The sequence below is a fragment of the Pseudomonas guariconensis genome, from assembly GCF_040822035.1.
Classification (GTDB): domain Bacteria; phylum Pseudomonadota; class Gammaproteobacteria; order Pseudomonadales; family Pseudomonadaceae; genus Aquipseudomonas; species Aquipseudomonas guariconensis.
Genome location: NZ_CP162012.1, coordinates 1,559,577 through 1,585,607, shown reverse-complemented (window position 1 = coordinate 1,585,607; position 26,031 = coordinate 1,559,577). Strand labels below are relative to the sequence as shown.

Genomic DNA, 26,031 nt, shown 5'->3' with positions numbered 1-26,031 from the left:
ACCCTGCCAGCCCAATGAAATCAATAACTTGACGTCAATATACGGGCGCGAAGCATCACCTTCGCGCCTCCATCCGTCAGCCAGAAGACGGTTTACCCTCTGCCAAGCTCCGAACAAGACTGACGCCCCCCTTGCATTGAGCAGGACCTTGGCCCTACCCATGCAGCATCAAGGGCTGCCCTTCAGATCGAGTAGCTCAAATACCATTGCACTCAGAGGCGTTGCAGCACGTAGCTATTCTCATAGCCCGGTATCGAGCCGAGTATGTTGAACCCTTTGAAATAGCCGCCTGCCCTGAGCAAATCGACCGCCGGACCGACTTCAGGAGAGCTACGAAAATCACGATAGTCATCGAATACGACAAACCCGCCAGGAACCACGCTCGGTGCGTACAGCAGGAAATCCAACAGCACATTGCGACCAGCGTGCCCACCATCGATATGTAGCAGAGCTACGCGGGGCGACAGTGCATGAAAACGCTCCGCGCATAACTCCGAGTAGCCTCTCAAAATGCAGGCATTCGGTAGCAACAAATCCTTGTAGTGAGAAAACTCCTGGAACTGATTGGGCAGCTCGAACGGGTCGATTCCGATAATACGACGCGAGCGATTGAAGACTTCATTCATCAGCACCAAGGATTTGCCTTTCCAGACACCAATCTCGACCACATCTCCAGGCACGTCCTCGAGCATCAGGGCTAAATAACCCAGAAGGCGAACCTGATCATGGAAGGAAAGCTCGCGGCGCTGCATGGCGCTTTCTGGCGGCAGAGTTGCTTGGGCCTGCTCAAAGTGGTGACCTATCAGCTCCCACACTTGAGCCATGCTCTGGTTCAGTTCGGGCGAACTGATGAATTCCTTAATTTCCTGAAGCGTAGTCATCTCAACCCTGCTCATAATTTGGAGGCCGACTGGCACCTGCCCTGGCGGGCAAGCAGATCAATGCATGAAGCTGCACAACACAATACTGTATAGAGAGGACATACGGCCCCTCAAGCTGTAATAGCCTCGTGCCACATCGCGATCAACGATAGAAATTAAAACGCCGCCCAGAAAATGGCGGCGCTCTTTACTACAATGCGAAAATGCTTAGTCACGACGCTCGATTATCGCTGATCCCCAGGACAGCCCCACACCAAAGCCACTAAGGGCAACCCGCCTGCACCGTGAGCCGAGCACGTGCTTCTCCAGCAGCAACGGAATGCTAGACGACACCGTATTACCTGTTTCGACCATGTCCTTGACGAACTTCGCCCGGTACTCGCCCTCCTCGAAACGCAAGGAGACAGCATCCACGATCGCCGCGCTTCCTTGGTGCAGGCAGTACAGGTCGATATCATCGGCGTGCAACTGACTTGCCTCAAGCAACTGCTTCAAGTGTGCAGGCACTTTGACCAAAGCAAAGTTGTAAACCTGCCGGCCATTCATGAAGAACTTGCCGCCGGTGGTACGCAGGTGTTCGGCGCCCGCTCCATCACTTCCAAACAGCGACCTTCCCAACTGCCATTCGGCGTCCTCCCCCATCCACGTGGCCGTGGCGGCATCGCCAAACAACATCGTGGTGTTGCGATCCTCTGGATCGACGATCTTCGAATAGGGGTCGGCGGTGATCAGTAGGCCGTTTTTCAGGCCTGCGGCCTCCATGAAGCCCTTCATCGCGTACAACCCGTATACATAGCCCGAGCACCCCAACGAAACATCGAAAGCCGCGACATGCGTCGACAAGCCTAACTTGTGTTGGACGATAGCGGCCGTGTGGGGCAGGCCTTCGGCATCACCGTTCTGGGTTACAACGATTACTGCGTCGATGGAAGCCGGGTCCAACGAGGGATTAATCGCGAACAACGCCTTGGCCGCTTCGACGCACAGGTCGGAGGTTTCCTGGCCGGCCTCCTTTCGCGGCAAAAAAGTCGAGCCGATCTTACCGAAGATAAAATCTTGATCCTTACCGAATTTCGCACCTTGGGCGTAGTTGTCAACGCCTTCGACAGGTACGTAACTGGCGATGCTTTTGATGCCAATCATTGTGGCTTCCCGATGGAAATGGCGAAAAATCGCGGGCACAGGGGCCGAAGCCACACGCCTTGCACGTCACACCGATGTGGCTGCCCGCTAACTCAATAGATTAGAGATGCACGTTTCGACTGCCAAGTCACTGTTGCGACAAATACGCGCCCTCACTTGCAACAATGGCCCGTAGCCATTTCCAAGGAAAGGGCACGGACCATGCTGCAAAGCCTCATCGCAGTGACTTCGCGGGCCACATCAGCCCGGCAGCCAAGCCTCGCGCCAGCGCTGCAGGTGTTCACCACCAAGCATCCAGTCGCGCTTCACGCGTGCCCGCAATTCATCACCCATACGAGCAGTAGCATCCAAATCGCTCAGGTGCATGCGAATCGCTCCCAGCCAATCCTCGAAGTTATTTCGTACCCTGGTAACAGGCAGATCGCCCCCATAGCATGCCAAGTCGCTGCAAACCACCGGAAAACCGCAGGCCCCATACTCCAACAACCGCAGATTGCTCTTGCATTCATTGACCAGGGTCTGTTCCCTGGGCGCCAGAGCCAAGTCGAGGTCAAGTCGCGCAAGCGTAGTCGCATAGTCATCGATCGCGACGATCGCGTGACACTCATTAATGTAGGGTCGCAATACATCCGGACACATGCCGAAGTAAACCCATTCCACCTCGCCGCTCAGCGACTTGACGATCTCGATCATCAATTGTGGGTCACTGTCATGGCCGCGACCTCCAACCCAACCAACCCGCGGTCTGGCAGAACGGCGGCGACGACTCGCAAGATCAGCCCACAAGCGAGGATCAAGCCGGTTGTGCACCACTCGGATGTTATGGTGCAACCCCGTTAATGTCTCTGCCAGTGCTTCGGTAGAAACCACGAGGCGATCTGAATAGGCCAATGCCGACCGACCGTCATTACCCTGCGACAAACTCAGGAGACGCTCATCCATGTCGTACACCTTGAACGCTCGAGAGAATGCCTGCATACGGCGCATCCGCTCGAGTTGCACCTCATTGATTTGAGGCTGCAACACGATGCTGTCCGGCGCAAAACGCTCCAGCTCAGTCAGCGACAATTGCGTATGGATCAACGTGCCATCGATCAGCCCTTCGCTGTTGAGCTGCTCCAACGGCTGGATAATCCGATACTGCTCACTTCCCTGCTGATCCGCTGCATAGGCTAGTACCGTTGGGACGGGCTGCCACGACGATAGCGGTCGCCAACTCAGCTCGCTTTGGCCGAAGCTGAACTCATCGCCAGCGCCCAACGAAAGGTTAGGGTTGTATGACGGATCACGCGCCAGCAACGGCAGCCAGCGGGCATACAGGGCATCGGCTTGCTCAGCAGTGACAGCTGGTTCGGAAGCTTCGTTGATCAGCAGCGAGGCCCTCGGGGTCCATACATTGAGGTAACCCGCACTGTGCAGGCGCAGGCACAGGTCGACATCGGTCCATGGTGCCAGCTCCGGGCTTTCATCGAAGCCTCCTGCGTCAAGGAACACCGAGGCCTTTGTCATCAGGCACTTGCCACTTATCGCAGCATGGTTCTGGTCAACCAGCAGACGGTGCAGGTAGCCTGCAGCCCCCATGGGTTGGCCCGTGAAGACCTGTCCGACCGTTCCATTGAGTCCCAAGACCAAACCGCCCTGACGTACGGTGCAATCACCCGCAAGCAGCTTGGCGCCCACCGCACCGACTTCCTGGCGGCAAGCATGGTTAACAAGTTGCAGCAACCAGTCGGGCTCCAGCACCGCAACGCCTGAATCCAACCAGAGCAGCAACTCGCCACGCGCTTGCCGCGCGGCCTGGTTGCGCACTTGCGCTTGCGACCACTGGGCAGGGAACCGCACCACGCGCAGAGACTCCGAGCCCAATTGCTCAAGACCTTCCAACCAGGCTTGAAGGGCCGGGTCATCGTCGCACTGGTCCAGCAACAACACCTCGTAGGCACGATAAGCCGTCTTCTCCAGAATGGTTTCCATGCAGCGATGAGCCCGGGCCAACCCGCCCTGAGTCGACACCAGAATACTCACAAGCGCACCATCAGCTACGCCATAGTCGAGCTCATAGTGGCCCGGCAGACGGCTTTCGACAGTCGCATCCTTGAATCCGCGGGCTTGCAGATGGCGATGAATAGCATGACGCTCATCCTCGCAATCACGCAGGACCGTGGGCGCTCGAATCAACAAGGGCTCACTGATGTGCCCCAAACCCTCAAAGCCTTTGTCTTCGATCATGCGCAGAATGAAATCCAATTCGAACGCTCGCCCTGCCTCACTGCGGAACCCCCCTAACGACAACCAGGCCTCACGATTAAATAACCAGTGGCTGGCCATCGTACTGGGCAAGCTGAGCAACATGTCCAGGTTCAAATCCGGGCGTAGTACCGGTTCCTGAGGCTTACCCTGCGAACCAACGACCTCATCTCCATAAACCGCACGCAAGCCCTGCGCGCCGAGCAAATCAAGTGCGGCGATCAGCAGACCACTGGCAGTGAATACGGTCCCCGCCTCCACCAGCATGAACCAGTCGAAACCACCTTCGCGCACCGCCTGCTCAATTCCCGGCAATGGATTTGTCCCCTCGATACGCACGTAGCGCAGCGCATTTTGAGAGACGCTCGCCCCAGGCAACACATACGGTGTCAACGCAACGACATTGAGGCCGGAATAGAGGTTGCACTCTTGGCTTAAGCTTTGCAGCGTTGACATCAGCCGGTCGGCACGCCCCTCACAGTCCAACACCAAAACCCCGAAGGTAGGCGCCGCCTGGGTCGAAAGGCGCTCGGCAATCAAACGTTGCTGTGCCTCGCTGGGGATTCGTTTCGCGAGCCATTGAGAAACACTCGTTGAAGTCGGCAACAACTGAACATTGCGCAACGCGGCTTTGATCTGCTCCGCGATAGGCCGGACATTCCCTCCAAGCTCCGCAATTTTTTCAGCGCAGACCGTACGGAAAACTTTCTCTCTCAGCACCTCGTATGCCGCGCGAATTTCATCGCTGTCCTTTTCGCACAGGCGGGCTTTCAATTCATTGAGCCGAAGGTAGTCATTGTCGACAGGCCTGTTAAGCGCTGCCAGTTTCAGAGGATCGTAGGCCAGTACCCGCCACTGCGATTCAGTGGCCAGTATCAAGGACACCAATCGCTCCATCACGAAAACCTTGCACTCGTAACCCTTCTCACCACGGTGCAGGGTGGCTTCGTTCAGCGCAGCGCCGTAGGGTGTTGGGCGCACTCCCGAGCGGGCCTGTTCCGCAGCATGGAAGATCGTTTCCGCTTTACTGAACCAGTGCCGCCAAAAGCGCGGTTTGGCAATAAAGAAGTTGCAGAACTGCGAACGACGGGCATCCATGACCAAGGTTTCAAGATTTACGCCTGGGCTCAACTGGCGCGCCATCTCCACAAATGCGGGCCAAATGTTGGGGTGGCACGCAAACCCTTGAATGAACGTGTTTTCATAGAATGCGAGTTCGTCGAAAAACATCGGAAACAGCAACACATCGACATCGTCTGGTGCCGATTTTACAAACTCGAGCACCTGCCCTGAGTCGAGGCCAGTTTTTTGTTTGAAGCGAGGGGAAAGCACCCCATAGAACGCGTTCTCGTCCAGATCCTTATTCAACAATAGATTGCGAATTGGCCAATATTCCGCCCAGTCAGGCCGCTGACCACAGTTATCAAGCGGCGTGAAGCCCGGCTCCAGCATGGCGCGGGTCTCCGGGGAATAGAAGATCTGGTGAATGCGGGCGCCTCCCGCCGCTTTCGTAACCGCCTGAGTCATGAGCGCGTGCTGCTGCTCATACGCAAGCCGTGCGCCCTCCTCCCTGAACCGCTGGCGAAGCGGGAATAATTGCCACTCGTCCGGACTCCCCCCCAAAGGGCGATAACGCACCTGACCGTTCGGTTGCGGATGGTACAACCCCATTTCACGGATTTGCGAGGTGAATACGTGTATGTACTGGCGATACAGATCTTGTATATCGGACTGCTGTTGGCGCTGCTCGTCATGCCGGCGGAAGCAGGACAGAGGCTCGCACAAATACGCCAGGTGGCCATGTCGCAGAATATTGACATACATGGCAAGGTCGTTGATGGCACGGACCGTATGGCCATTGAGACAGGCAATGTGGGGTTTGATGTCGGCCAGATGCTCACGGCGGAACAGGACCGTACTGGGCTCGCCAATGAAGTTGATCGGCTCGTCGACCAGGTAAGCCGCTAGATCCGCCCCTTGAATCACGGCATCTTCGGCAAAAGGGCTGCAGGTGGCGAGGATATCCGCAGTCGGCACCCCAAGGGTATCGATCAATACACGTCGACTGGTGACTAGGCTGATGTCGGGGTTGGTTTGGAATACATCGACCATGCGCTCAATACAGTCAACCATCAAAATGTCGTCGTCATTCAAAATCTTGACGAACTCGCCACGGGCCTCGACCACGCACTGGGTGTAGTTCATCAACCCGCCCAACCCTGGGCGGTTGCGAATCACCCGGATTTCATGACGACCTCGAGACACATGCCGCCGCAGAATCTGCTGGACTGCATCGCTAGGACAATCATCACTGATCAAGATTTCCAGGCGCTCATAGCTCTGCGCCATCGCACTGAGCAAGGCGGCCTCGAAATGCCGTGGCTTGTAAGACGGAATAGCAATCGTAACCAGCGGGGTGAGACTCACGTGCTGCGCTCCCAATCAGAACGCGACTGCCGAGAAACTGTGCAGCCGCGTTCGTGTAAAACGTTGGCGTTAGGCTAGAAAGGCCGCAAACCCATGATCATTCACCGAGTAAGCGATTTCATCGCGAATGAGCAGGTCCAAAGTGGCTTCCCATGAATTCAATACGAATTTGTCTTGGAATAACGTGCAGGGGCATCATCAAGATCATGCCGTTGATGGCAGCCGCCAAAAAAGGTCCGGTGCTGTTCGATAAACCGCCGCCTGCGCGTCACTCTTCCTTTCCAGCAGCAAAAAACCGGCCAGAAAACCTCGACCCCTAGGTTTTCTGGCCGGTTTTTTGCTCGAGCCTCGTAATCATGCTTGAAGTGTCAAAAAACCAGCCATCGGCTAATGACTTCTGACATCTCGGCGAATCAGGCGAGGCTCACTTGATTACAGCGAAACCCGACATCGCGTCACCCGTCGCCATCCAGCTCTCGGTCCGACGCGGCAGCCATATGCTGGCGCAGGCCGAGGGCCTTCTGGCGCCGAGCAATGCGGTAGCGTCAGAAGGCCATGCTGAAGCTACAAGCGAATGCTTTCGTCATGACCAACATACCCGTCTAAGCGTCCAGTGTGATCCGGACCGCGCCGATTTTAGCGATCGGTGGCCATTGCCAGGACATAAACTATAAGGGAACACAATGGATTCTATTTATAAGAAGTTTCCATCCAATATGGCACCTGGCGATTTCTGGCGCCAAATCAAGCGCACAGTTAATGGCGAGCCTGTCTCGGACGAACAAATCTCCATGATTGTCTCGACCATCCGCGACACATTGCAGCTCGCTCCGGATGACCAATTATTGGATTTGGCATGTGGTAACGGTGCGCTATCACAGTACTTCTTCGACGATTGTCACAGTTTCTTGGGCGTGGACATATCCGAGATCCTAATAGACGTGGCCAAGCGTTACTTTGAACAACCAAATCGCCAATTCGTACTTAAGGATGTTGGGGAATATATTGTATCCGAGCCCTGTCCTCAGCGATTTACCAAAGTATTGTGCTATGGCAGTTTCTCCTACTTCCCCGAGCTTACTGCGCGCCAAGTTCTGACTCGTTTGAACCGAGAATTCGTCAACGTAGATCGTGTTTTTATCGGCAACCTCCCGGATTTGGAGCTGCATGAAGCGTTCTATACAGATGGCAAGTCTCATGATCACGAGCTGAAGATGGCTGACTCTTTGATTGGCATATGGCGAAGCCCTTCCGAGTTCGAGGCCTTAGCTGAAGATTGTGGCTGGCGATGCTCAATTCAACGGATGCCCCGTGAATTTTATGCTGGGCACTATCGGTATGATGTACTACTGGCTCGTGACAGGGCATGACAATTGAAAAAAGTTAAGCACACCCCCGCGGACTTGGCCCTGTTCGGAGCAAGCCCTCTGTTTGATACTCCACGTTCGACCTCCAGCTTGGTTGCTCCAGACTTTGATCGTTTTCTAAGGTACTCTCGGATCTTCTATGAGGCGCAGCAATACACTAACAACGGTCCAGTCGTGCAGATGCTTGAGCAGCGATTGGCGGACTTCCACCAAACCCGGTATTGCATCACGTTCTGCAGTGGATTCTGGGCGCTGGTTTTGACCATTCGCGCACTGGCAATGCCTGGACGAAAAGAATTGCTCATGCCCTCGTTGACCTACCGCCGTATGGCCGATGTAGCAGCGTGGGCAGGATTGACACCCCGCTTTTGCGATGTTGAAACCGATACGTTGGCCATCAGTGCGCGGATGGCACGCCCACATGTCAACGACGACACGGCGCTTATACTTGGGGTACACCCGATCGTAAACTGCTGTGATGTGATATCGCTTGAACAACTTTCTCTAGAGACTGGAGTGCCACTGTTCATCGATGCTGTCGAGTCTGTCTATGAAACCTTCAATGGCAGGAAAGTGGGCAGCTTCGGCGTGGCAGAGTGTTTCTCTTTGCATGCCAGTAAACTGCTGAATGGTTTTGAAGGAGGCTACGTCACCACCAACAACGCCGAGTTGGCGCAACGATTACTGGCCATGCGTGGTTTCGGATTCTATACCCCAGACAATGTCGTCGAGCTTGGCATGAACGCCAAACTCAATGAGGTGCATGCCGCCATGGCCCTAGCAGGGCTTGACGAATTGGACCAAGAGGTAGCGGATAATTGCCAGCGCTATAGGATCTATCAACGAGAACTGGAAGGACTTGCCGGGGTTCGTATGGTGGCCTTCGAGGAGACCGAACGCTGCGGATTCAAAAATATCTTAATCGAACTGCTTGATGACTGGCCTCTACCGCGTGAGTTGACCCTACGTTTACTCAATGCCGAACAGATACTGGCCAGAGCCTATTACTCCCCTCCACTGCACATGAAATCTTACGGTTATCCTGTTTTGGCAGGCCCCTTGCCACAGACTGAATACCTCGCGGAGCGCTACCTACTGCTCCCGTGCGGCCATTTCGTAAATGAAGATGACATTGTCAAAGTGTGTCGTTTAATGCGCTTTGTCGCTGAGCAAGCCGAGCCTATTCAAGAGATGCTGACTGTATGAATAACCACAAGCTTGCCATGCTGGGCGGTCAGCCCGCTTTTACGAAGCCTCTGCCTGTGGGCCAACTCTACTTCCCGGACTGGGACGATTATGTAGAAGCCATGCGCGGGATTTTTCAACGCCAGTACTACACAAATCAGGGTCCACTAGTACAGCAGCTGGAAGCTGAGCTACAGCAGCGTCTGGGTGTTCGTCATGTCATCTGCGTGGCTAATGCCACCATCGGCTTGATGATGGCAGCCGACGCACTGGCGCTAAAGGGAAAGGTCATTACGCCTGCCTATACCTTTATTGCAACAGCGCAGTCGCTGACGTGGTCTGGCGTGGAGCCGCTGTTCTGTGATGTCGATCCTCTCACCCACCAGATTGATCCGACTCACGTCGAGCGCTTGATCAATGATGAGGACGTCAGTGCGGTTCTGGCTGTCAATCTGTGGGGGGATGTGTGTGATCAGCAGGCTCTACTTGAGCTTTGTGAACGGCGAAGCATTGGCTTGTACTTTGATTCAGCTCATGCTTTTGGCTGCGAGGTTCAAGGGGTGCCAGTGGGAGGGACGGGCGAACTCGAGGTCTTCTCCTTCCATGCCACAAAAGTATTCAGTGCCGCAGAGGGCGGCTGCCTTTGTACCAACAATGACGAACTCGCGGCACGCTTGCGCAACATTCGTAGCAGCTATGGCGCTGGGCATCCAGTGCCGGTCAGTCGTACAGCCAATGGACGTATGTCAGAAGCCCAGGCCGCCATCGCCTTGTTGAGCCTGAATAAATTTCCGCAGATACTCCAGCGCAACCAGCAACTGTTTGAAGTCTATAGAACTGGTTTGTCTGATGTGCCGGGTATCCATTTGCTGCAACCTGAACGGGTCAGTCGAACCAATTACCAATATGTGGTTTGCGAGGTGGAGGCTACTATCTTTGGCTTGACGCGAGATGAACTGCAGAGAGTGTTGCACGCCGAGAATGTGCTGGCCAGACGGTACTTCTCACCAGGTGTGCACCATTGCCCTCCCTACAAGAATGCGGAGATACAACCGGACTTACCGGTAACCGATGCTCTGTGCCAGCGAACCCTGCAACTGCCTATCGGACAGACCCTCGATGTGTACGGCGCAGAGCGCATCGTTGATGTGATTTGCCAAGCCCATCACCAGGCGCAGAAACTGGCCGAAATTTTGAGGAGGTGAGTATGAGACTGGGAATCATGCAACCTTATTTTTTTCCTTATCTAGGGCATTTTGCGCTGATTGCCCATACCGACCAGTGGATAGTGTTCGATGTCACACAGTACACACCGCGCTCATGGATGAATCGTAACCGGGTACTGCATCCACAAAATGGCTGGAACTACATCAGCGCTCCCTTGATAACCTCGTCGACCACGCTGCTGACTCATGAAGTGCACGTCAACGATCTCACGGCTACCCAGCGTAGTGTATCGGGAAAACTCAGTCACTATCGTCGCAGGGCGCCCTATTACGAAACGGTTATGGATCTTGTTTCGCAGGCATTTGCACGTGCCAAAGATAATTCATTAGTGCAACTCAATATCGCAGGGCTAGCCTCAGTGTGCGAATATCTCGGGCTGCCCTTTAACTATCGAGTATGCTCGGAGCTGGGATTAGACTTACATTCAGTCAGCAAGCCGGGCGGGTGGGCGCCAGAAATCTGTCGACAGCTGGGCGCCGGGGCCTATCTCAATCCCGTCAATGGACGTGCACTATTTGATACTCAGGATTTTGCCCAGCTGGATATCCAGCTAGAATTCATGCAATTTTCTAACGTCCAATATGACACCAGTCCTTATGTCTTCGAGCCAGGTTTGTCGATTCTGGATGTCATGATGTGGAATGCGCCTGAGCGGATCGTGCAGCTACTCAACAGCCACGCCCAGATCACGCAATAAAATGTCTTTTTGCCACGCGCTTGCTCGACGCAGCGACTTGTCATCAACTCGTCAACCAACGTCAGGTTCAAGGTTGTCCAGCCCCAGCATCTGTCTGAAATGTATCCGCACTCGACCCTACTGCTGCGTTGAAACCGACCCGGTATGTCATGCACTTCAGTACGCTGGGCTTCCTAGCTCCGTTTCACTCCTATTTAGCGTTCGCGCGAATACATTTCATAAAGCTCTAGACTTCGCAATATTTAAGCCGATAACGATAAAGATTTTCACGCCAGGCTGGCGAACCGAATGCACCACCACTTTCATGAACCACGCTCAGCGGCCAAGTCCCCATGCTCAGACCGTTGCGTTCGGCCTGCCGACAAAAGTCCATGTCGTAGAAGTGGAACGGGAACTGCTCGTCAAAACGCACGCCGGCTTGCTGCAGACGATCGCTGTCTGCGGCCAGGAATAACCCATCGAGCAACTTGCACGGCTGCGGCGCGGGCCCGAAATTCGAGATCGCACAAGGGAAACCCTTGCCATGCCCTACTCGACCCGTGAGGTTGCTGCGCTCGTCCCAGGTGAAACGATCATCAACGAACAACCAGGCCACTTGCCCCGGAACGCGCCGAACGTTGCCAGCCAGACCAATGACATCAAAGGTGGCCAGCCCTTCGCGCAAGCGATCAGGCCAGAAGAAGTCGCACAGGTAGACATCATCATGCACGAACACGAGAATGGCCGGATTATCCCGGACTTCCTCAATGGCTTGGTTATAAATCGTTGAAAGCCCCTGGGTATTTTCGGCAAACAAACGGATCTCGACAGGGCAACTGTCATAATTGGACACAAGCGAGCGGCCTAGCGCGCTCTGCGTTGCAAAATCCTGCTTGGAAAGACGGGTGCCGCAAACGATTCGAATAGGTTTCATATAGGCACTCTAACTGCCGGGTTAATTGAATGATCTAGGCCTCAGCCGAGTCGAGAATGCGTCAAAAGTCGTTCAACCATGCCAACCCGGTCTGCTCATCCCATTGCTCGTCATAGGCCCGTTCGCCGAAAGCCTGCGGCCAACGCTCGGCCAACGACTGCCCCGCGTCGGCATCGGTCAGCGGCACGCCGCGCACATGCGCCATCGGCGCCCAAACCACTGAAAGCCCTGCTTCACGCGTACGCAAGCACAAGTCGATATCCGCACCCGGTACCGCCTGCAATCCTTCGCATTGCTCGAACAGCGCTTTGCTTATCATCATGCAAGCGCCAGACACAGCGGCGCAGCCATGCGCTACGTGCTGCCATTGCGCGCCAACACCCAGCCAAGGGGAATGAACCTGTGGGCCTTTGATCAATTGGTAACCAGCATGCGCTACCGTTGCATCTGCTGAATACAGGCCAGCCCCCACGACCCCGACTTCTGGGCGTTGAGCCTCGTTGAGCAAGCTTTCTAGCCATGCAGGAGCAATCACCTCACACTGCTCCGAAAGCAGTACCAGATATTCACCCTGTGCCTGACTGGCCGCCAGGTTCAGCAACGCGGTACGCGATGCACCCGGCTCGCCGGTCAACAGACGTACACGATTACTCAAGCGCTGCCCGACGCCGTTGTCGTCTCCTTGCTCTCGCCCGGCACAAGCCATCAGAACTTCGTAACGGGGGTAGCGTGTGCGTTGCAAGACGCTGGTCAGGCAGGCTTGCACGGATGCGGCGTTATCGCTGACCAGCAGGATGCTCACCAAAGGAGTCGTGCTATGCCGGAAGTCCACGTGCAACCCGGTATCGCCGCGGTCACTAACCAGAGCGTGATAACCCAGCTGTCCCAGGTGCCGTTCGAGCGCCTTGAGCGCTTGTGCGACTAATGCCTCAGGGGGGGTTATACCCAACACCAAGAAGTCGTCCAAGTGGCCCATGCAATTCATGCCATGTGTCTCTACCAGACGTAACAACAGGTCGAATTCCAGCGCGTGTGGGCAGGTTTCGCTATACCCTCCGATATCGAGCACAGCCTGACGACGCAACAGCCAGTGTCGCGACATCATCCCAGGTTGGGCACGGAGCAGATCCAGGTCTGCGCCTGGACGCACCACTGATCGCAGACGACCTTGCTCATCGCGTTGAACTTCGTTGGCACAAATGGCCTGACAGCCATGCGCCTGGCGCAACTCTTTCGAAAGGTGCAGCAGCCCCCCGGTCAGTAGTTGCTCACCCGCCTGCACCAACATCAACCATTCACTCGGCAACTGCCGCACGGCTTGGTTGAGATGGGCAACCCAATTGTCCGCCGTCACCTGAATGAAATGCAGAGTGTCTCGCACAGTGGTGATCACCGACGGTTTACCAGCCTTCAGTACCAATAACTTGAAATGTCTTATGCCACTGGCCAGCAGACTGTCGAAGGTAGTCTGCAGGGCCAAGTCGTCATCGTCCAGGTCGAGTACGACAAACGCAATCTGTGGTACGCCCTCGTTCATCAGATGTCTTAATACCTGCTGACGGGCTACCGAAGTTGGGGTTATCGCTTCGAGCATCTTCAGTACCTGGCCGGACGGCGTGACGGCCAATCCCTGCTCCAATCGCATGGACGGCACTTCGGCCAGACGCGACAGCCAGTCGGCAAGTTCCCGCACAGCATCCGCATCGCTGACCGGATCGAGTGAATCCACCAGACGCTGGCATACCTCGCGATTGAATAGGCCAAGACTCAGGGCTTGCCAATATCGTTGCAGAGCGCTCTGCGGCGTATCGTTCGGGTAGGTCTGCAACAGCTCTCGTTGGCGCACCCAGCTCCCCTCCAGCGCCCGGTACTGCCGCTCGCCAGCCGGCCAGGCATGGCAGAGGAACTCCAGGGCCGACAACTCGTGGAAAACTGCCATGTTGTAGTACGGCAGCTCGACGAATTGGTGCTGCTCGAACACTCGCGTGGGTTGATCGAGGACACTTGCCCAAGGCGAAGTGAACAGCAACGGCTCCTCAACCACTTCGTAGGTATTGCGGACAAAATCATTGAGCAAGGCGAAGTCGTCGCTGCATAGCTTCACCTGCGCCGCATCCCACTGACGCAGCACCCGCACCGTATGCGACAACTGTTCTTCACGGCGAACGGCAGACTGCGTGGTGGCAGGGTACTCGCATACCACATCAGTTTGCTCAAGACGTGCAACCCCCCCTTGCGCCAACAGCGCATAGGAGAGCGCCACCCGCCACCCAGCAAAATCCAGAGCCAGCGTATCGGGCAACATCGACAATGCAACCTGCAATGCAGGCACTCGCACCACCGCACGCCAGGCTTGTTGCGCAGCAGTGCCATACTGCCTTACACGCGCCTGGGGACTATCCTCTGTCTTAGGCTTCACTGCCGAACCCAGCTTGTGATACGCCACCCGGGCATCACCGGCAACATAGCCCAGCGCATAACCTTGAGCCCCCAGCGCCTCGAAAGACTCCTGCAGGCAAGCGGCAGCGTTGTCCAAGGCGCAAGGCAACACAAAGTCGGCATCCAGTGTCAGGACGACAAAGGGGGTATCCACCCGTTGCAACACCTGGCCCAGGCGCTCGCAAAACAGCGCAGCGCTGCTGGCGCCCTGTATCGGCGCCAGTGCCAGGCACGGCACACCGGCGCGCTGGTAATAGTGCTGCGCCCGTTCACGATAATCGGCCTGCTCTTGACCGAGCAAGATGACCGTTACGTCACTGCGGGAGCCGTTGGCGGTTACGTTCATATAGCACCTGCTTCAAATTAGGGGTTCAGCGCTAGCTCTGTCATGCGCGGAAGGTCAGTCTGCCAGCCAGGCATTGGCCCAATGCTGCACGTGGTGCGGTGTCAGTACATAGTCACGCAGCACGGCCTCGCGCAGGGCATCGCCTTGGCGATAGCTCGCCTGCGGGTCGGCAAGGTGCATGCGGATCGCCGCCAGCCATTGCTCAGTGGTGTTGTCCTTGACCCGGGTGCACGGCAAATAGCCTGCATATGCCTTGATATCCGTGCAGATCACCGGATAACCACACACTCCATACTCCAGAAGACGCAAGTTGCTCTTGCATTCGTTGAACAGGTTCTGCTCCAACGGCGCCAGCGCCAGATCCAAATTGAGACTGGCCAGCTTCTGCGGGTACTCCGCCATGGGTACGTTGGGGTAAAACTCTTTGATGTACGGCTGCAACATCGGTGGGCACATACCAAAGAACACCCAGTCAACTTGGTCGGCCAAGGCCTGGACGACTCCGAGCATCAGCTCCAGATCGCCCCGATGACTGGTTCCCCCCGCCCAACCGACTCGTGGCCTTGCGCTGGTCTGACGATCACTGCGCAGCCCATCCCACAGTGAGGCAGCCAACATATTGGGGACCACCCGAATATCGTGGTGGAAGCTCGAAAGCGCATCAGCCAGCGGCTCGGTGGATACGACCAGGCGATCGCACAAACCAATAGCCTTACCGAGCATTTCACGCACATTGCTGGGCTGGTTACGCGCATGGTCGTTTTTCTTCGGCGGGTCGATCGCATAATCGTCGAGCTCAAAGATCAAGCGCGTGTCACATACCTGCTTGAGTTCAGTCAAGCGCTTGATATCACTGGGTGAATAGCGGTACTGCATAATCAAGGCATCCGCTTTTTCCCGCGCCAGCTCGATCGGGTTTGGCATCTTGAACGTGAGGCGCCCTTGTATATAACTGGCACGCTCGAGCTCGCTGAACGGCTGAATGACCCGATAATGACCTACGCCCGAAGTATTGCGTGCCACCGCTAATACCGATGGCGCTGCCTTGGCGATGAAAGGGTCCCAACCGCCACGGACACCCGGCTCGAGATTGAAACTGATCAGATTCAGGCTCAGGTTATGGTTATAGGCCGGGTCGTTGGCCACCTTACTCAACCATCGCTCATAGAACGCCTGCTGGCCCTGCGCCTGTGCAGCCTCGTCTATCCCGACCGGCATCCGTGGAAGGACGCTAGCCAGTTTGGCGTAGGGGGTCCAGACCACCAGAAAGCCCTGCTCACGTGCCCGAAGGCACAGATCTGCATCGCTCCAGGCGTGGGGCATTGCTTGCACATCCAGGCCATGTAGTGCCTGAAACAGTTCACGCCGAACCAACAAACAGTCAAGGCTCAACGCGCTCCAGTTCTGCACCTGGTTCAGCCGGTCCAAGTCATTGCTCGAGGCCGCTGCCCTCCATTGGAATGGGTTACCCGCCGGTCCACGAAAACCGAGAACCAAAGCTCCGGAGGCGATCCCGCCATCCTGACCGAACAGCTTTGGCCCGACCACCCCAACCTCGGGACGCTGCGCGTGGAGCATCAATTCCTGCAACCACGGACCGTCGAATGCGATACAGCCCACATCGAGCAGTAGCAAGAATTCGCCACGTGCATACTCGCAAGCCTGGTTCAGGCTCGCCCCGCGACCTTGGGCCTGAACCTCTACCACCCTCAGCGAGGCACCGCCCAATGCCCCCATCGCATCTAACCAATCACGCACCTCGACCGGCTCACTTCCATTGGCGATTAGCAAGACCTCGTAGGCGTCGTAGCGAGTATGTTCAAACAGCGACTCCACGCAACGCTGCAAAGCGAGTACGTCATCACCAGCATGAATCAGGATTGAAACTCCCGCCGTATAAGCGTGTTGGTAGTGGATACGCGACATCATGCTGCCGGGAATGGCCTCCACCCGAGCCGCCACACCTAACCGCTGCAAGTGCGCTTCCACCACCACAGAAGCCTCGGCCTGGCATCGCGGGTCTGCCAACCAATCGCGGTAGGTGTACTGACTCTGCACCAGCAATTCAGCAATATGCTCCACCACGTGCACACCATGGCTTTCGACCATCCGCCAGAGAAGGTCGTGAGTACCCAGACGCGCAAACCGCTCATCGAATCCACCCAATTCCCGTACCGCGTCGCACTTGAACGCCAACTGGCGTCCAACATAGGGCTGGCTGCGCATCAAATCGAGGTTGAAATCTGGCTTGAACACTGGGTCGGAAGATACGCGCCCGTCGTATGCTCCCTCATCGGTATACAGACAGAGGCTGTCTGCACGCAACGCCATGCGCTCAGCCATGAGCAGCAAGGCCTGGGGGTGCAGCCGATCCCCCGCTTGCAGGAGAAAAACCCAGTCAGACTGCTCGTCATCGGCCAGAAGGGCATTGAGCACTGCTCCTTCTTGGGTGTGCGGTCTCAGGTACTCGACGCCTGATCGTGGCGAGCCTGAATCGGCTGCTCCCACAACGCAAATACGGCCAGCGGGAAAAGACTGGGTCGCCAGGCTATCCAGCGTTGAGCCCAACATAAGCTGATCAGAGCCCTCACCGAACACCACCACCAGAATACGTGGCCGATGTGGCCACTGCTCGATCCGCCTGGACAGCAGGCCCAACTGGCCTTCGGATAGGGTACGACACGCCAACCACTGCGAATACACCTCAGCGAAGCTGAGACTGTCGGTACCAACCTGCAGCTTGAAGTCATCCATCTGCTCGGCGAAAGCGCTGCGCAGGTTCATTTCTTCCCAAGCGTGCTCAGGGTCATTACCGAAGTCCTGCAACGGCAAATACCTTACCCAGCCTTTGGCCGGTGCAGATTCGCTTGTCCGTGCTTGCAATATTTGCAGCAGCCAGGTGGTTTCCACCTTGGACGCCTCGGTCATGGATACACGATGGCTCAAGCGCCCCGGATGTACCCTTTCCAGACTCAATATCTGGGCGAGGCTGCACAGGTGTCCTCGCCGCAACAAGCAAACGTAAAGCGCCATATCCACCCGTGCGCGGAAACCTCCCTCCTGCACCAGTGTCGCCAGGTACGCTTCGACCTGTGCCCGACGAAACAGAACATGGCTGATACCACCGAACAGATTGATCGCATTATCGGCCACGCAATCGAGCAGATCGGTTCCATGTAATACCGCGCTGTTGGATGAAATCAACCAGTTGAGCATACGCGAGGGCAGCAGCACATCATCTGCATCGCAAAGCAAGCGCTGGTTGCTCACCATGCTGACCGAGGCGTGATCGATCAGAACCTGGGCCTGCTGCGTGATGCATGTGGTCAACAGACTATCGTCGTCGCAAAGGAACTTGATCAGTTCGCCACGCGCCTGCGCCAGACACGCCAACAAATTATGGGCGTACCCCAGATTACTCGGGTTGCGAAGGTAGCGCAGCGGCACGGTGGTGGTCTTGGCGATCGCTTCGCATAACGCCTCGATGTCGCCATTGGCGCTATCGTCGCAGATGACTATTTCCAAATTCGGGTAGTCTTGGGCGATGGCACTGCTGAGAGCACCGTAGAAGAACTCACTGTTGAATGCCGGAATGGCAATAGTGACGAGAGGTTGTGCCTTCACGCGTGCTCACTCAGCGGGGTGACCGCTCGGAAGACTCACCCCTGTCAGAACAGAAATTTGCGGTTCGATCAGATGTAGTTGACCAACGACAGCCCTGCGATCTTGGCATATGACTGTAGCGATGCCTGCAGCATATTCTTTTGCATTTCAAGACGCAGCATCACCTCGGCAGGATCGCTTTCACGTATTGAGCTTTGGGTCTTCTGATTTTCGGTACTCAGCGCTTCGTTGGTCTCGGCCTGAATATCCAGCGCCTGGCCACGACCACCGATAGAGGAAATCGACGAAGAGACCTGGTTCGTTGCGCTGATGATGTTGCCAACAGCTGAATCCAGGGAGGCCAGGAAGTTCTGCCGGGCCACCGGGTCGCTGTCTTGTGGTGTATTCAGTGCAGTACGGAGCTGACTGATGGTATCGAGGACGTTCTGAGTCTGATGCGTATCGACCTTTACCGCGAACGAATCGCCGGCACTTGGCGCTCCCGACAACTCAAAGCTCACACCAGCGGCAGTGGCAGTGGTACCCGATAAGGTGCCTGTGGAGATCGGCCGGCTGCCTGCCGTTACCGGCGCCGAGTACAGCTCGAAGTCTGTCGCGGTGGTGAACTTCAGCACCGCGCCGCCTCCCGGGAAGGCCGCCTTGTAAACAGCTGGATCGCTGATGCTTGCGTCGGTGATCTGGGCTGTCGAACTGTTGCCAGGACTACGGGTACCGGCAATGGAGTCTTCCTTGGAGCTCAGACTGAACGTGTGACCGGCGATAGCGGCGTCCGGGTTTGCTTCGTCACCCGGCTGGAAAGAAATCTTCAGACGCAAATCGACGCCGCGGAAGCTGATGGTAGTGTTTTCGCCATCGGGCTTGAATGCCCCCCCTTGGCTTGCCTCCAAAGTCACATCATTACCGCCAGCATCAAGAATTTTGTACTGGGTGCTACTGATGAATTGAATGCTGTACGGCTCGCCACTGCGGAAGCGGTCGTTGTAGGTCGCGCTGCCAGAGACCTGACCATTGGACAGGCTGACACGGCCATCGTCGATTGCCGGATTTGTCAGGTGGGTCTCGCTACGGCTGGTGTTCAGCGCCTGCTCGAACGCGTCGTAGCCGGTCTCGTTGGCCGCCAGACTGAGCATGTCGCCCACTTGTAGATTCAATTTGCCCTGGTCGCCCTGGTAGGTGTAGGTGCCGTCAGAATTGCGCACATAGGGCGGGGTGTCGCCCTTGGATCCGGAGAACAGGTACTTACCGTTCTCGTCCTTGCTGTTCATCAGCGTAAACAGCTGGTCTTCCAGCGAGGCCAATTCAGACGCGTTGGCCTTACGGTCGGCGTCAGTGAAACCACCGTTACCGGAACTGATCGCCAGTTCATTGACCCGCTGCAAAATGGTCCCAATGGCATTGAGCGTGCTCTCAGCAGTCCCCAACGCATTGCGCACGTTGACGATGTTGTCGCTGTACTGCTCCAGCATGTTCTGCTGCTGCTCGAGCTGCAGCAGGCGTGCAGCGCCCACCGGATCGTCGGCGGCGGTGCGGATGCGCAGGAAGTCGCTGGCCTCCTGGCTCGTCTTGTTGACGTTGGAGAAGGTGCGCTGGTAGTTGGCGCTGCTGGTGTTGTAGAACTGCGAAGTGGAGATGCGCACGGTCTACGGCTCCTTAAAGACTGTTGATCAAGGTGGCGAAGGTTTCCTGGGCCGCCTTGATGATCTGCGACGACGCGGTGTAGTACTGCTGGAACTTGACCAGGTTGCCGACCTCTTCGTCGACCGACACGCCCGACACCGAGTTGCGGCCGTCCAGCGCGGACTGCTGCAGGGCGTTGGTGGCATTGCCATCCATGGTGGCCTGGGCGGTCTTGCCGCCGACGTTGGATACCAGCTTGGCGTAAGCGTCGGTGAAGCTGATGCCCTTGCCGTCGGCGCCAACGCCCACGGTGCCCTTGGTCTGCAGTCCGAGCACCGACTGGGCATTGCGGTTGTCGGCAGAGCCCGCGCCGGTCAGCGACACGGTGAAGTTGTCACCGCTTTTCGGCGCACCGGAGACGCTCATTTCGAAAGTGAAGGTCTTCTGGGTGGCGCCGTCCATGATCGGGTTGCCGCTGCCATCGACCATCGGCACCGAGAGCTGCAGCTTGTTTTCCTGACCCGGGATGATGGTGCCGCTGCCGATGGCGTTGCCCTTGGCGTCGTACATCGTGTAGGCCTGCGGCGAGGTACTGTCGTCACCGAAAACCAGCTTGACCGGGGTCGAATACTTAAGGCCCGTCTGCAGGTCAGCGCGCTGGGCGGCATCGTAGATGTCCAGCTCCGAGGTAAGTGTCGGCGGGGTGACCGCGCCAGTGCCCTTGTTGCCCGCACCGTTGGTGCTGGTCAGTGGCGCGGCCATGGCCAGGCGGTTGGGATCGGTAAGCACCGACTCCATACTCGCGGCGGCATTGCGGGTCGGGGTGATCTTGAAGCTGTCACCGGCGCTCAACGCACCGCCCTTGAGCGACAAGGTGAAGCCGTCGATCACCGGGGCTGGGTCGTCGGTAAGATCGTACGAGCCCATCTCGGTGCCTTCGGGCAGCTTGCGCACGGTATAGGCCGTGGCACTGGTGAAGGTCACCTGGTAGTCGCTGGTGGTGAGCTTGCCGGTGTCCTTGATGTTCACATCCAGGTTGCCGGAGCCTGCGCTGTTGCCCAGCTTGGGCACGCTGCGCTCGCTCATGGCCTTGGCGCTGTTGATGTCGCCGAACAGAATCGCACCGAACTCGCCGTTCTTGTCGATGCCCTGGGCCAGTTGGCTATTGATGGCATCGGCCACCACCAGCGCCACGCGGCCCAGCTCGTTGAGCGCAGGGTCGAGGGTCTCCTTGCGGTAGCGCAGCAGGCCACCGAGCTCGCCGCCGGTGGTGCTGTTGGTGATGTCCATCTTGGTGGTGCCGCGATTGAGCACCAGGTTCATGCGGGTCGGATCGGTCTGGCTCGGCTCGACGCCCAGGGTCTGGGTGGTCTTGCCCAGCACCAGCGCCTGGCCGTTCTTCAGATAGATGTCGTAGTTGCCTTCGCGCTCCACCACCTCGGCACCGATCAACGCGGTCAGCTCGCGCACGGCGCCATCGCGCTGGTCGAGCAGGTCGTTGGGTTGGCCTTGCACGGCCGAGATCCGCGAGATCTGGTCGTTGTACTCGGCGATCGTCGCGGTGAGCTTGTTCACCTGGTCGGCGATCGAGGCCATGTTGGTGTTGATATTGGTGTTCTGCTGGTTCAGCTGCGCCGACAGGGTATTGAAGCGCTTGGCCAGGGTCTGGGCGCTGGTCAGCAGCAGCTGGCGCGAGGCGTCCTCGTTGGGCTTGGCCGAGGCGTCCTGCATGGCGCCGAAGAAGCTTTTGAGCGCAGCGGTGATGCCGGTATCGGCGCTCGACAGGGCGGTGTCCAGCGGGGTGATCTGGTTCAGGTAGGAAGCGGCGTCGCTCGACAGCGACGTGGTGGTGCGCAGCTGGTTTTCCAGGAAGGCGTTATACACCCGGCGCACATCGGCCAAGGTAGTGCCACTGCCGATGAAGACCTGGCCATACTGCTGCGAGCCCTTGGTCTTCTGCACGATTTGCTGGCGAGAATAACTGTCGACATCGGCGTTGGCGATGTTGTTACCCAGGGTGTACATCCCCGACTGCGCGGCGCCCAGGCCCGACATGCCAATATTGATCAAACTCGCCATGGTTCCAAACCCTTAAAGTTTCGTTGTGGTACCGAGCATTGCGTAGCTCTCGTACGACTTCATCTGTCTTGCGATCTGCGAGATCTTGCTGGCGTAGTTGGGGTCAGTGGCATACCCGGCCTTCTGCAGCTCTCGCACGAACTGTTCCGGGTTATCGGCCGACTTCACCGCATCTTGATAGCGCGCATTGTTCTGCAGCAGGCTGACCAGGTCATGGAAGCTGTCCTGATAGGAATCATAGGAACGGAACGCCGCAGTCTCCTTGACGAACTGCCCGCCACGAAACTCGCTGGTGATCGCCCTCGCCTGACCACCCTGCCAGCTGCCGGTGGCCTTGATGCCGAACAGGTTATGGCTGCTGCTGCCGTCGGCATTGCGCATGACCGACTTGCCCCATCCGGTCTCCAGGGCGGCCTGAGCCACCAGGTAACGGGGGTCGATACCGATGCGCTTGGCGGCCTGTTCGGCCATCGGCAGCATGGTGGCGACGAATTGGTCGCTGTCGGTGAAGGCCTTCTTCGGCGCAAGTGGTGGCTGGGCCACAGCGCGGCCAAGAATGCGCGTGCCATCCGGCGCGGCGAAGGCACGGGCAGCACTGGCCACCTGCTGACCTTCACGGGCCGGCACAGCAGCGGTATTGGTAGTGGTCGCCGACGGCACGATGCCGGCCAGCAAACGGTCGGTCAGCTTGCCTGGCAGCGCCAGGCGCCGCGAGTTGAGCGCGGCCACATCATTGCGGGTGCCGGCCGTCTCACTGAAATGCATGGGCTCGGCCACCTTGCTGCCCCACAGCGCCGGGGCATGCCCTTCGATACGTGGGAACGGGCTGGTGTTGACCGGCGCAGGCTTGTTCTTGGACAGCTGACGCACCAGCACATCCTGCAGACCGATACCGCCACCCTCGCGGGACATGCTCACGGCCAACTGCTGGTCGTACATGTCGCGGTACTGCTTGACCGTCTCGCTGTTCATCGGGTTGTCGTCGGCCAGCACGTCACTGGCTTTGCGCGAGGCCTTGAGCATCTCGCTGATGAACAACGACTCGAACTCCTGGGCCACCTTGCGCACGTTGGCATCGCTGTCGCGGTCACCGTGCTTGAGCGAGCTCAGGCGGTTGAGGTCGGTGTAGGCACCGCTGTCGGCGTGTCCGGAAACCAGGCTCTTGGAATTCATGGGCTGGCGTCCTCAGATCACGATCAGGTCGGCTTGCAAGGCGCCGGCCTGCTTCAGGGCTTCGAGGATCGCCATCAGGTCGCTGGGCGCCGCGCCCACCTGGTTCACCGCACGCACGATCTCGTCCAGGGTGGTGCCCGGGCCGAACTTGAACATTGGCTTGGCTTCCTGCTGGGCATTGACCTTCGAGCGCGGCACTACAGCGGTCTGGCCATTGGAGAACGGTCCAGGCTGGCTGACGATCGGGTCTTCGGTGATGGTCACGGTCAGGCTGCCGTGGGTGACCGCCGCCGGCGAGACCTTGACGTTCTGGCCGATGACGATGGTGCCGGTACGCGAGTTGATGATGACCTTGGCCACGGCCTGGCCCGGGTCGATCTCCAGGTTCTCCAGGATCGACAGGTAGTCCACGCGTTGGCTCGGGTCCATGGGTGCGGTGACGCGCACCGAGCCACCATCGATGGCCTGGGCCACGCCTGGGCCGAGCATGTCGTTTATCTTGTCGACAATGTGCTTTGCAGTGGTGAAGTCCGGACGATTGAGGTTCAGCGTCAGGCTGTTGCCTTGGTTGAAACCGCTCGGCACGGCGCGCTCGACGGTGGCACCGCCAGGAATTCGGCCAGCCGACGGAACGTTGACGGTGATCTTGGAGCCGTCGCGGCCTTCGGCATCGAAGCCCCCGACCACCAGGTTGCCCTGGGCAACGGCGTAGACATTGCCGTCGATACCCTTGAGCGGCGTCATCAATAGACTGCCGCCGCGCAGGCTCTTGGAGTTGCCGATCGAGGAGACGGTGATGTCCACCACCTGGCCAGGCTTGGCGAACGCTGGCAGGTCGGCGTGCACCGACACGGCTGCAACGTTCTTGAGCTGCACGTTGCCCGACCCTGGCGGAACCTTGATGCCGAACTGCGACAGCATGTTGTTGAAGGTCTGCAGGGTGAACGGCGTCTGGGTGGTCTGGTCACCCGTACCGTTCAATCCCACCACCAGGCCATAGCCGATCAACTGGTTGGTACGCACGCCAGAAATACTGGCGATGTCCTTCAGGCGCTCGGCGTGAGCACCGAACGCGCAGGACAGGAGCAGGGTCGCGGCAATCAGCTGCCTTAGGTTGAACATGGTCATTGGACTCAGAAGGGCCAAAGCGGGCTCATGAAGAAGCGGTCCAGCCAACCGGGCTGGCTGGCGTCGGCGAACGAACCTGTGCCCGAATAGGTGATGCGCGCATCGGCCACACGCGTGGACGGCACGGTGTTGTCAGTGGCGATGTCATCGGCGCGGATCAGGCCGGCGATGCGCACCAGTTCCTCACCGGTGTTCAGGGTCAGCCACTTCTCGCCGCGCACGGCGACGATGCCATTGGGCAGCACTTCGGCCACGGTCACGGTGATCGAACCGGTCAGGGTGTTGCCCTGGGTGGCCTTGCTGTCACCCTTGGTCGCCCGTTCGCCTTTGTAGCCGGCCTCCAGAGACAGGTCGCCGCCACCGAACGGGTTGTCGGTGTTCGGCGTGGTGCCGAACAGCGAGGTCAGGCCGATGTTGGCGTTGCTGTTTTTCTGGATCTGAGACCCTGCGTTCTTGCTCGCCGAGGTGCGCTCGTTGAGGGTGATGGTGATGATGTCACCCACCCGGAACGCCTTGCGGTCGGTGTACAGGTTCTGCTCGAAACCGGCCTGATAAATCGAGCCGTTGGCCGCCGACGCCGGCAACGGGGTACGCGGCAGAACCGGCGCATAGTACGGGTCGTTCGGCTTGGGCGTCGGTGCGACGCAACCGGCCAACAACACCGCGCCCCCCAGGGCGAAGACGGACAACAGACGATTCATGACGCTTACCTCACGTGTAACGGGCTTGGGTCTTACAGCTGCTGGGTGACGAACGACAGCATCTGGTCGGCGGTGGAGATGACCTTGGAGTTCATCTCGTAGGCGCGCTGGGTGGTGATCATGTTCACCAGCTCTTCCACGGTGCTGACGTTGGAGTTTTCCAAGGTCTGTTGCAGGGTGGTACCGAAGCCGTTCAGGCCTGGGGTGCCGACCTGTGGTGCGCCGCTGGCTGCAGTCTCGAGGAACAGGTTGTTGCCGATGGCCTGCAGACCTGCCGGGTTGATGAAGTCGGCGGTCTGGATGTTGCCGATGATCTGCGCGGCCGGGTTGCCGGCAGTGGTGATCGACACGGTGCCGTCCTGGCCAACGGTGAAGGTCTGGGCATCCGGCGGCACGACGATCGCAGGCTCAAGGGCAAAACCGTTGGCGGTGACGATCTGGCCGTCGGAGTTCAGGTGGAAGGTGCCGTCACGGGTGTACGAAACAGTGCCATCAGGCTGCAGGACCTGGAAGAAACCGCGACCGTTGACGGCCATGTCCAGCGGGTTTTCGGTGGTCTGCAGGCTGCCGGTCTGGAAGTTCTTCTGAGTACCGACAATGCGCACACCGGTACCGACCTGCAGGCCCGAAGGCAGCTCGCTGTCCTGGGTCGACTGAGCACCCGGCTGACGCTTGATCTGGTACAAAAGGTCCTGGAACTCGGCGCGATCACGCTTGAAGCCGGTGGTCGAGACGTTCGCCAGGTTGTTGGAGATGACGGTCAGGTTGGTGTCCTGGGCGGACAGGCCGGTCTTAGCGACCCAAAGAGCCGGAAGCATTTAGTGTTCTCCTCGTGCG

The 26,031-nt window shown here is 57.8% G+C and carries 16 protein-coding genes; 4 read left to right on the top strand and 12 right to left on the bottom strand.

Annotated elements, in window-relative coordinates; all coding sequences use genetic code 11:
• Positions 1-212: 212 nt before the first annotated feature.
• From AB1N67_RS07180 to AB1N67_RS07170, 3 genes are all read right to left on the bottom strand, one after another.
• On the bottom strand, positions 213-881 hold the full coding sequence (locus AB1N67_RS07180; RefSeq protein ID WP_043210983.1) for a class I SAM-dependent methyltransferase: 669 nt from the start codon (positions 879-881) through the stop codon (positions 213-215).
• Between the two features lie 207 nt (positions 882-1,088).
• Complete coding sequence (locus AB1N67_RS07175) at positions 1,089-2,024, bottom strand: ketoacyl-ACP synthase III (RefSeq protein WP_148921521.1); 936 nt, start codon at positions 2,022-2,024, stop codon at positions 1,089-1,091.
• Positions 2,025-2,264: 240 nt separating this feature from the next.
• Positions 2,265-6,698, bottom strand: a complete 4,434-nt coding sequence (locus AB1N67_RS07170; protein WP_324723534.1) for a glycosyltransferase — start codon at positions 6,696-6,698, stop codon at positions 2,265-2,267.
• Positions 6,699-7,381: 683 nt separating this feature from the next.
• On the opposite strand from AB1N67_RS07170, the gene AB1N67_RS07165 reads away from it, so the two are divergent.
• The 4 genes from AB1N67_RS07165 to AB1N67_RS07150 are packed head-to-tail and all read left to right on the top strand — an operon-like array spanning position 7,382 to position 11,174.
• The gene (locus AB1N67_RS07165; protein ID WP_324723535.1) at positions 7,382-8,068 is read left to right on the top strand and encodes a class I SAM-dependent methyltransferase; all 687 of its coding nucleotides are present in this window, start codon (positions 7,382-7,384) and stop codon (positions 8,066-8,068) included.
• Between the two features lie 3 nt (positions 8,069-8,071).
• Positions 8,072-9,271 carry an aminotransferase class I/II-fold pyridoxal phosphate-dependent enzyme gene (locus AB1N67_RS07160; RefSeq protein WP_043210890.1) on the top strand — a complete coding sequence of 400 codons (1,200 nt, stop codon included), beginning with the start codon at positions 8,072-8,074 and terminating at the stop codon, positions 9,269-9,271.
• Positions 9,268-10,455 carry a DegT/DnrJ/EryC1/StrS aminotransferase family protein gene (locus AB1N67_RS07155; RefSeq protein WP_043210892.1) on the top strand — a complete coding sequence of 396 codons (1,188 nt, stop codon included), beginning with the start codon at positions 9,268-9,270 and terminating at the stop codon, positions 10,453-10,455. The genes AB1N67_RS07160 and AB1N67_RS07155 overlap by 4 nt, the downstream gene beginning before the upstream one ends.
• Positions 10,456-10,457: 2 nt before the next feature.
• Positions 10,458-11,174, top strand: a complete 717-nt coding sequence (locus tag AB1N67_RS07150; protein ID WP_256664373.1) for a WbqC family protein — start codon at positions 10,458-10,460, stop codon at positions 11,172-11,174.
• A gap of 226 nt (positions 11,175-11,400) precedes the next feature.
• Here AB1N67_RS07150 and AB1N67_RS07145 read toward each other — a convergent pair whose 3' ends face one another.
• The 9 genes from AB1N67_RS07145 to flgG form a co-directional block, all read right to left on the bottom strand.
• Positions 11,401-12,087 (bottom strand): glycosyltransferase, encoded by a 687-nt coding sequence (locus AB1N67_RS07145; protein ID WP_043210895.1) that lies wholly within the window; start codon positions 12,085-12,087, stop codon positions 11,401-11,403.
• A gap of 61 nt (positions 12,088-12,148) precedes the next feature.
• Positions 12,149-14,680, bottom strand: a complete 2,532-nt coding sequence (locus tag AB1N67_RS07140; RefSeq protein ID WP_367863629.1) for a glycosyltransferase — start codon at positions 14,678-14,680, stop codon at positions 12,149-12,151.
• 246 nt (positions 14,681-14,926) lie between these two features.
• The gene (locus AB1N67_RS07135) at positions 14,927-18,496 is read right to left on the bottom strand and encodes a glycosyltransferase (RefSeq protein ID WP_324723542.1); all 3,570 of its coding nucleotides are present in this window, start codon (positions 18,494-18,496) and stop codon (positions 14,927-14,929) included.
• 68 nt (positions 18,497-18,564) lie between these two features.
• Positions 18,565-20,133 carry a flagellar hook-associated protein 3 gene (locus tag AB1N67_RS07130; protein ID WP_367863628.1) on the bottom strand — a complete coding sequence of 523 codons (1,569 nt, stop codon included), beginning with the start codon at positions 20,131-20,133 and terminating at the stop codon, positions 18,565-18,567.
• Between the two features lie 13 nt (positions 20,134-20,146).
• Positions 20,147-22,192, bottom strand: coding sequence for a flagellar hook-associated protein FlgK (flgK, locus tag AB1N67_RS07125; protein WP_367863627.1), 2,046 nt, complete (start codon positions 22,190-22,192; stop codon positions 20,147-20,149).
• A 12-nt stretch (positions 22,193-22,204) separates the two neighbouring features.
• Positions 22,205-23,365 carry a flagellar assembly peptidoglycan hydrolase FlgJ gene (flgJ, locus tag AB1N67_RS07120; protein WP_043210910.1) on the bottom strand — a complete coding sequence of 387 codons (1,161 nt, stop codon included), beginning with the start codon at positions 23,363-23,365 and terminating at the stop codon, positions 22,205-22,207.
• 12 nt (positions 23,366-23,377) lie between these two features.
• Positions 23,378-24,487, bottom strand: coding sequence for a flagellar basal body P-ring protein FlgI (locus tag AB1N67_RS07115; protein ID WP_043210987.1), 1,110 nt, complete (start codon positions 24,485-24,487; stop codon positions 23,378-23,380).
• Between the two features lie 11 nt (positions 24,488-24,498).
• Positions 24,499-25,194 (bottom strand): flagellar basal body L-ring protein FlgH, encoded by a 696-nt coding sequence (gene flgH, locus AB1N67_RS07110; protein ID WP_070092462.1) that lies wholly within the window; start codon positions 25,192-25,194, stop codon positions 24,499-24,501.
• 32 nt (positions 25,195-25,226) lie between these two features.
• Positions 25,227-26,012, bottom strand: a complete 786-nt coding sequence (gene flgG, locus AB1N67_RS07105; protein WP_043210912.1) for a flagellar basal-body rod protein FlgG — start codon at positions 26,010-26,012, stop codon at positions 25,227-25,229.
• Positions 26,013-26,031 lie beyond the last annotated feature (19 nt).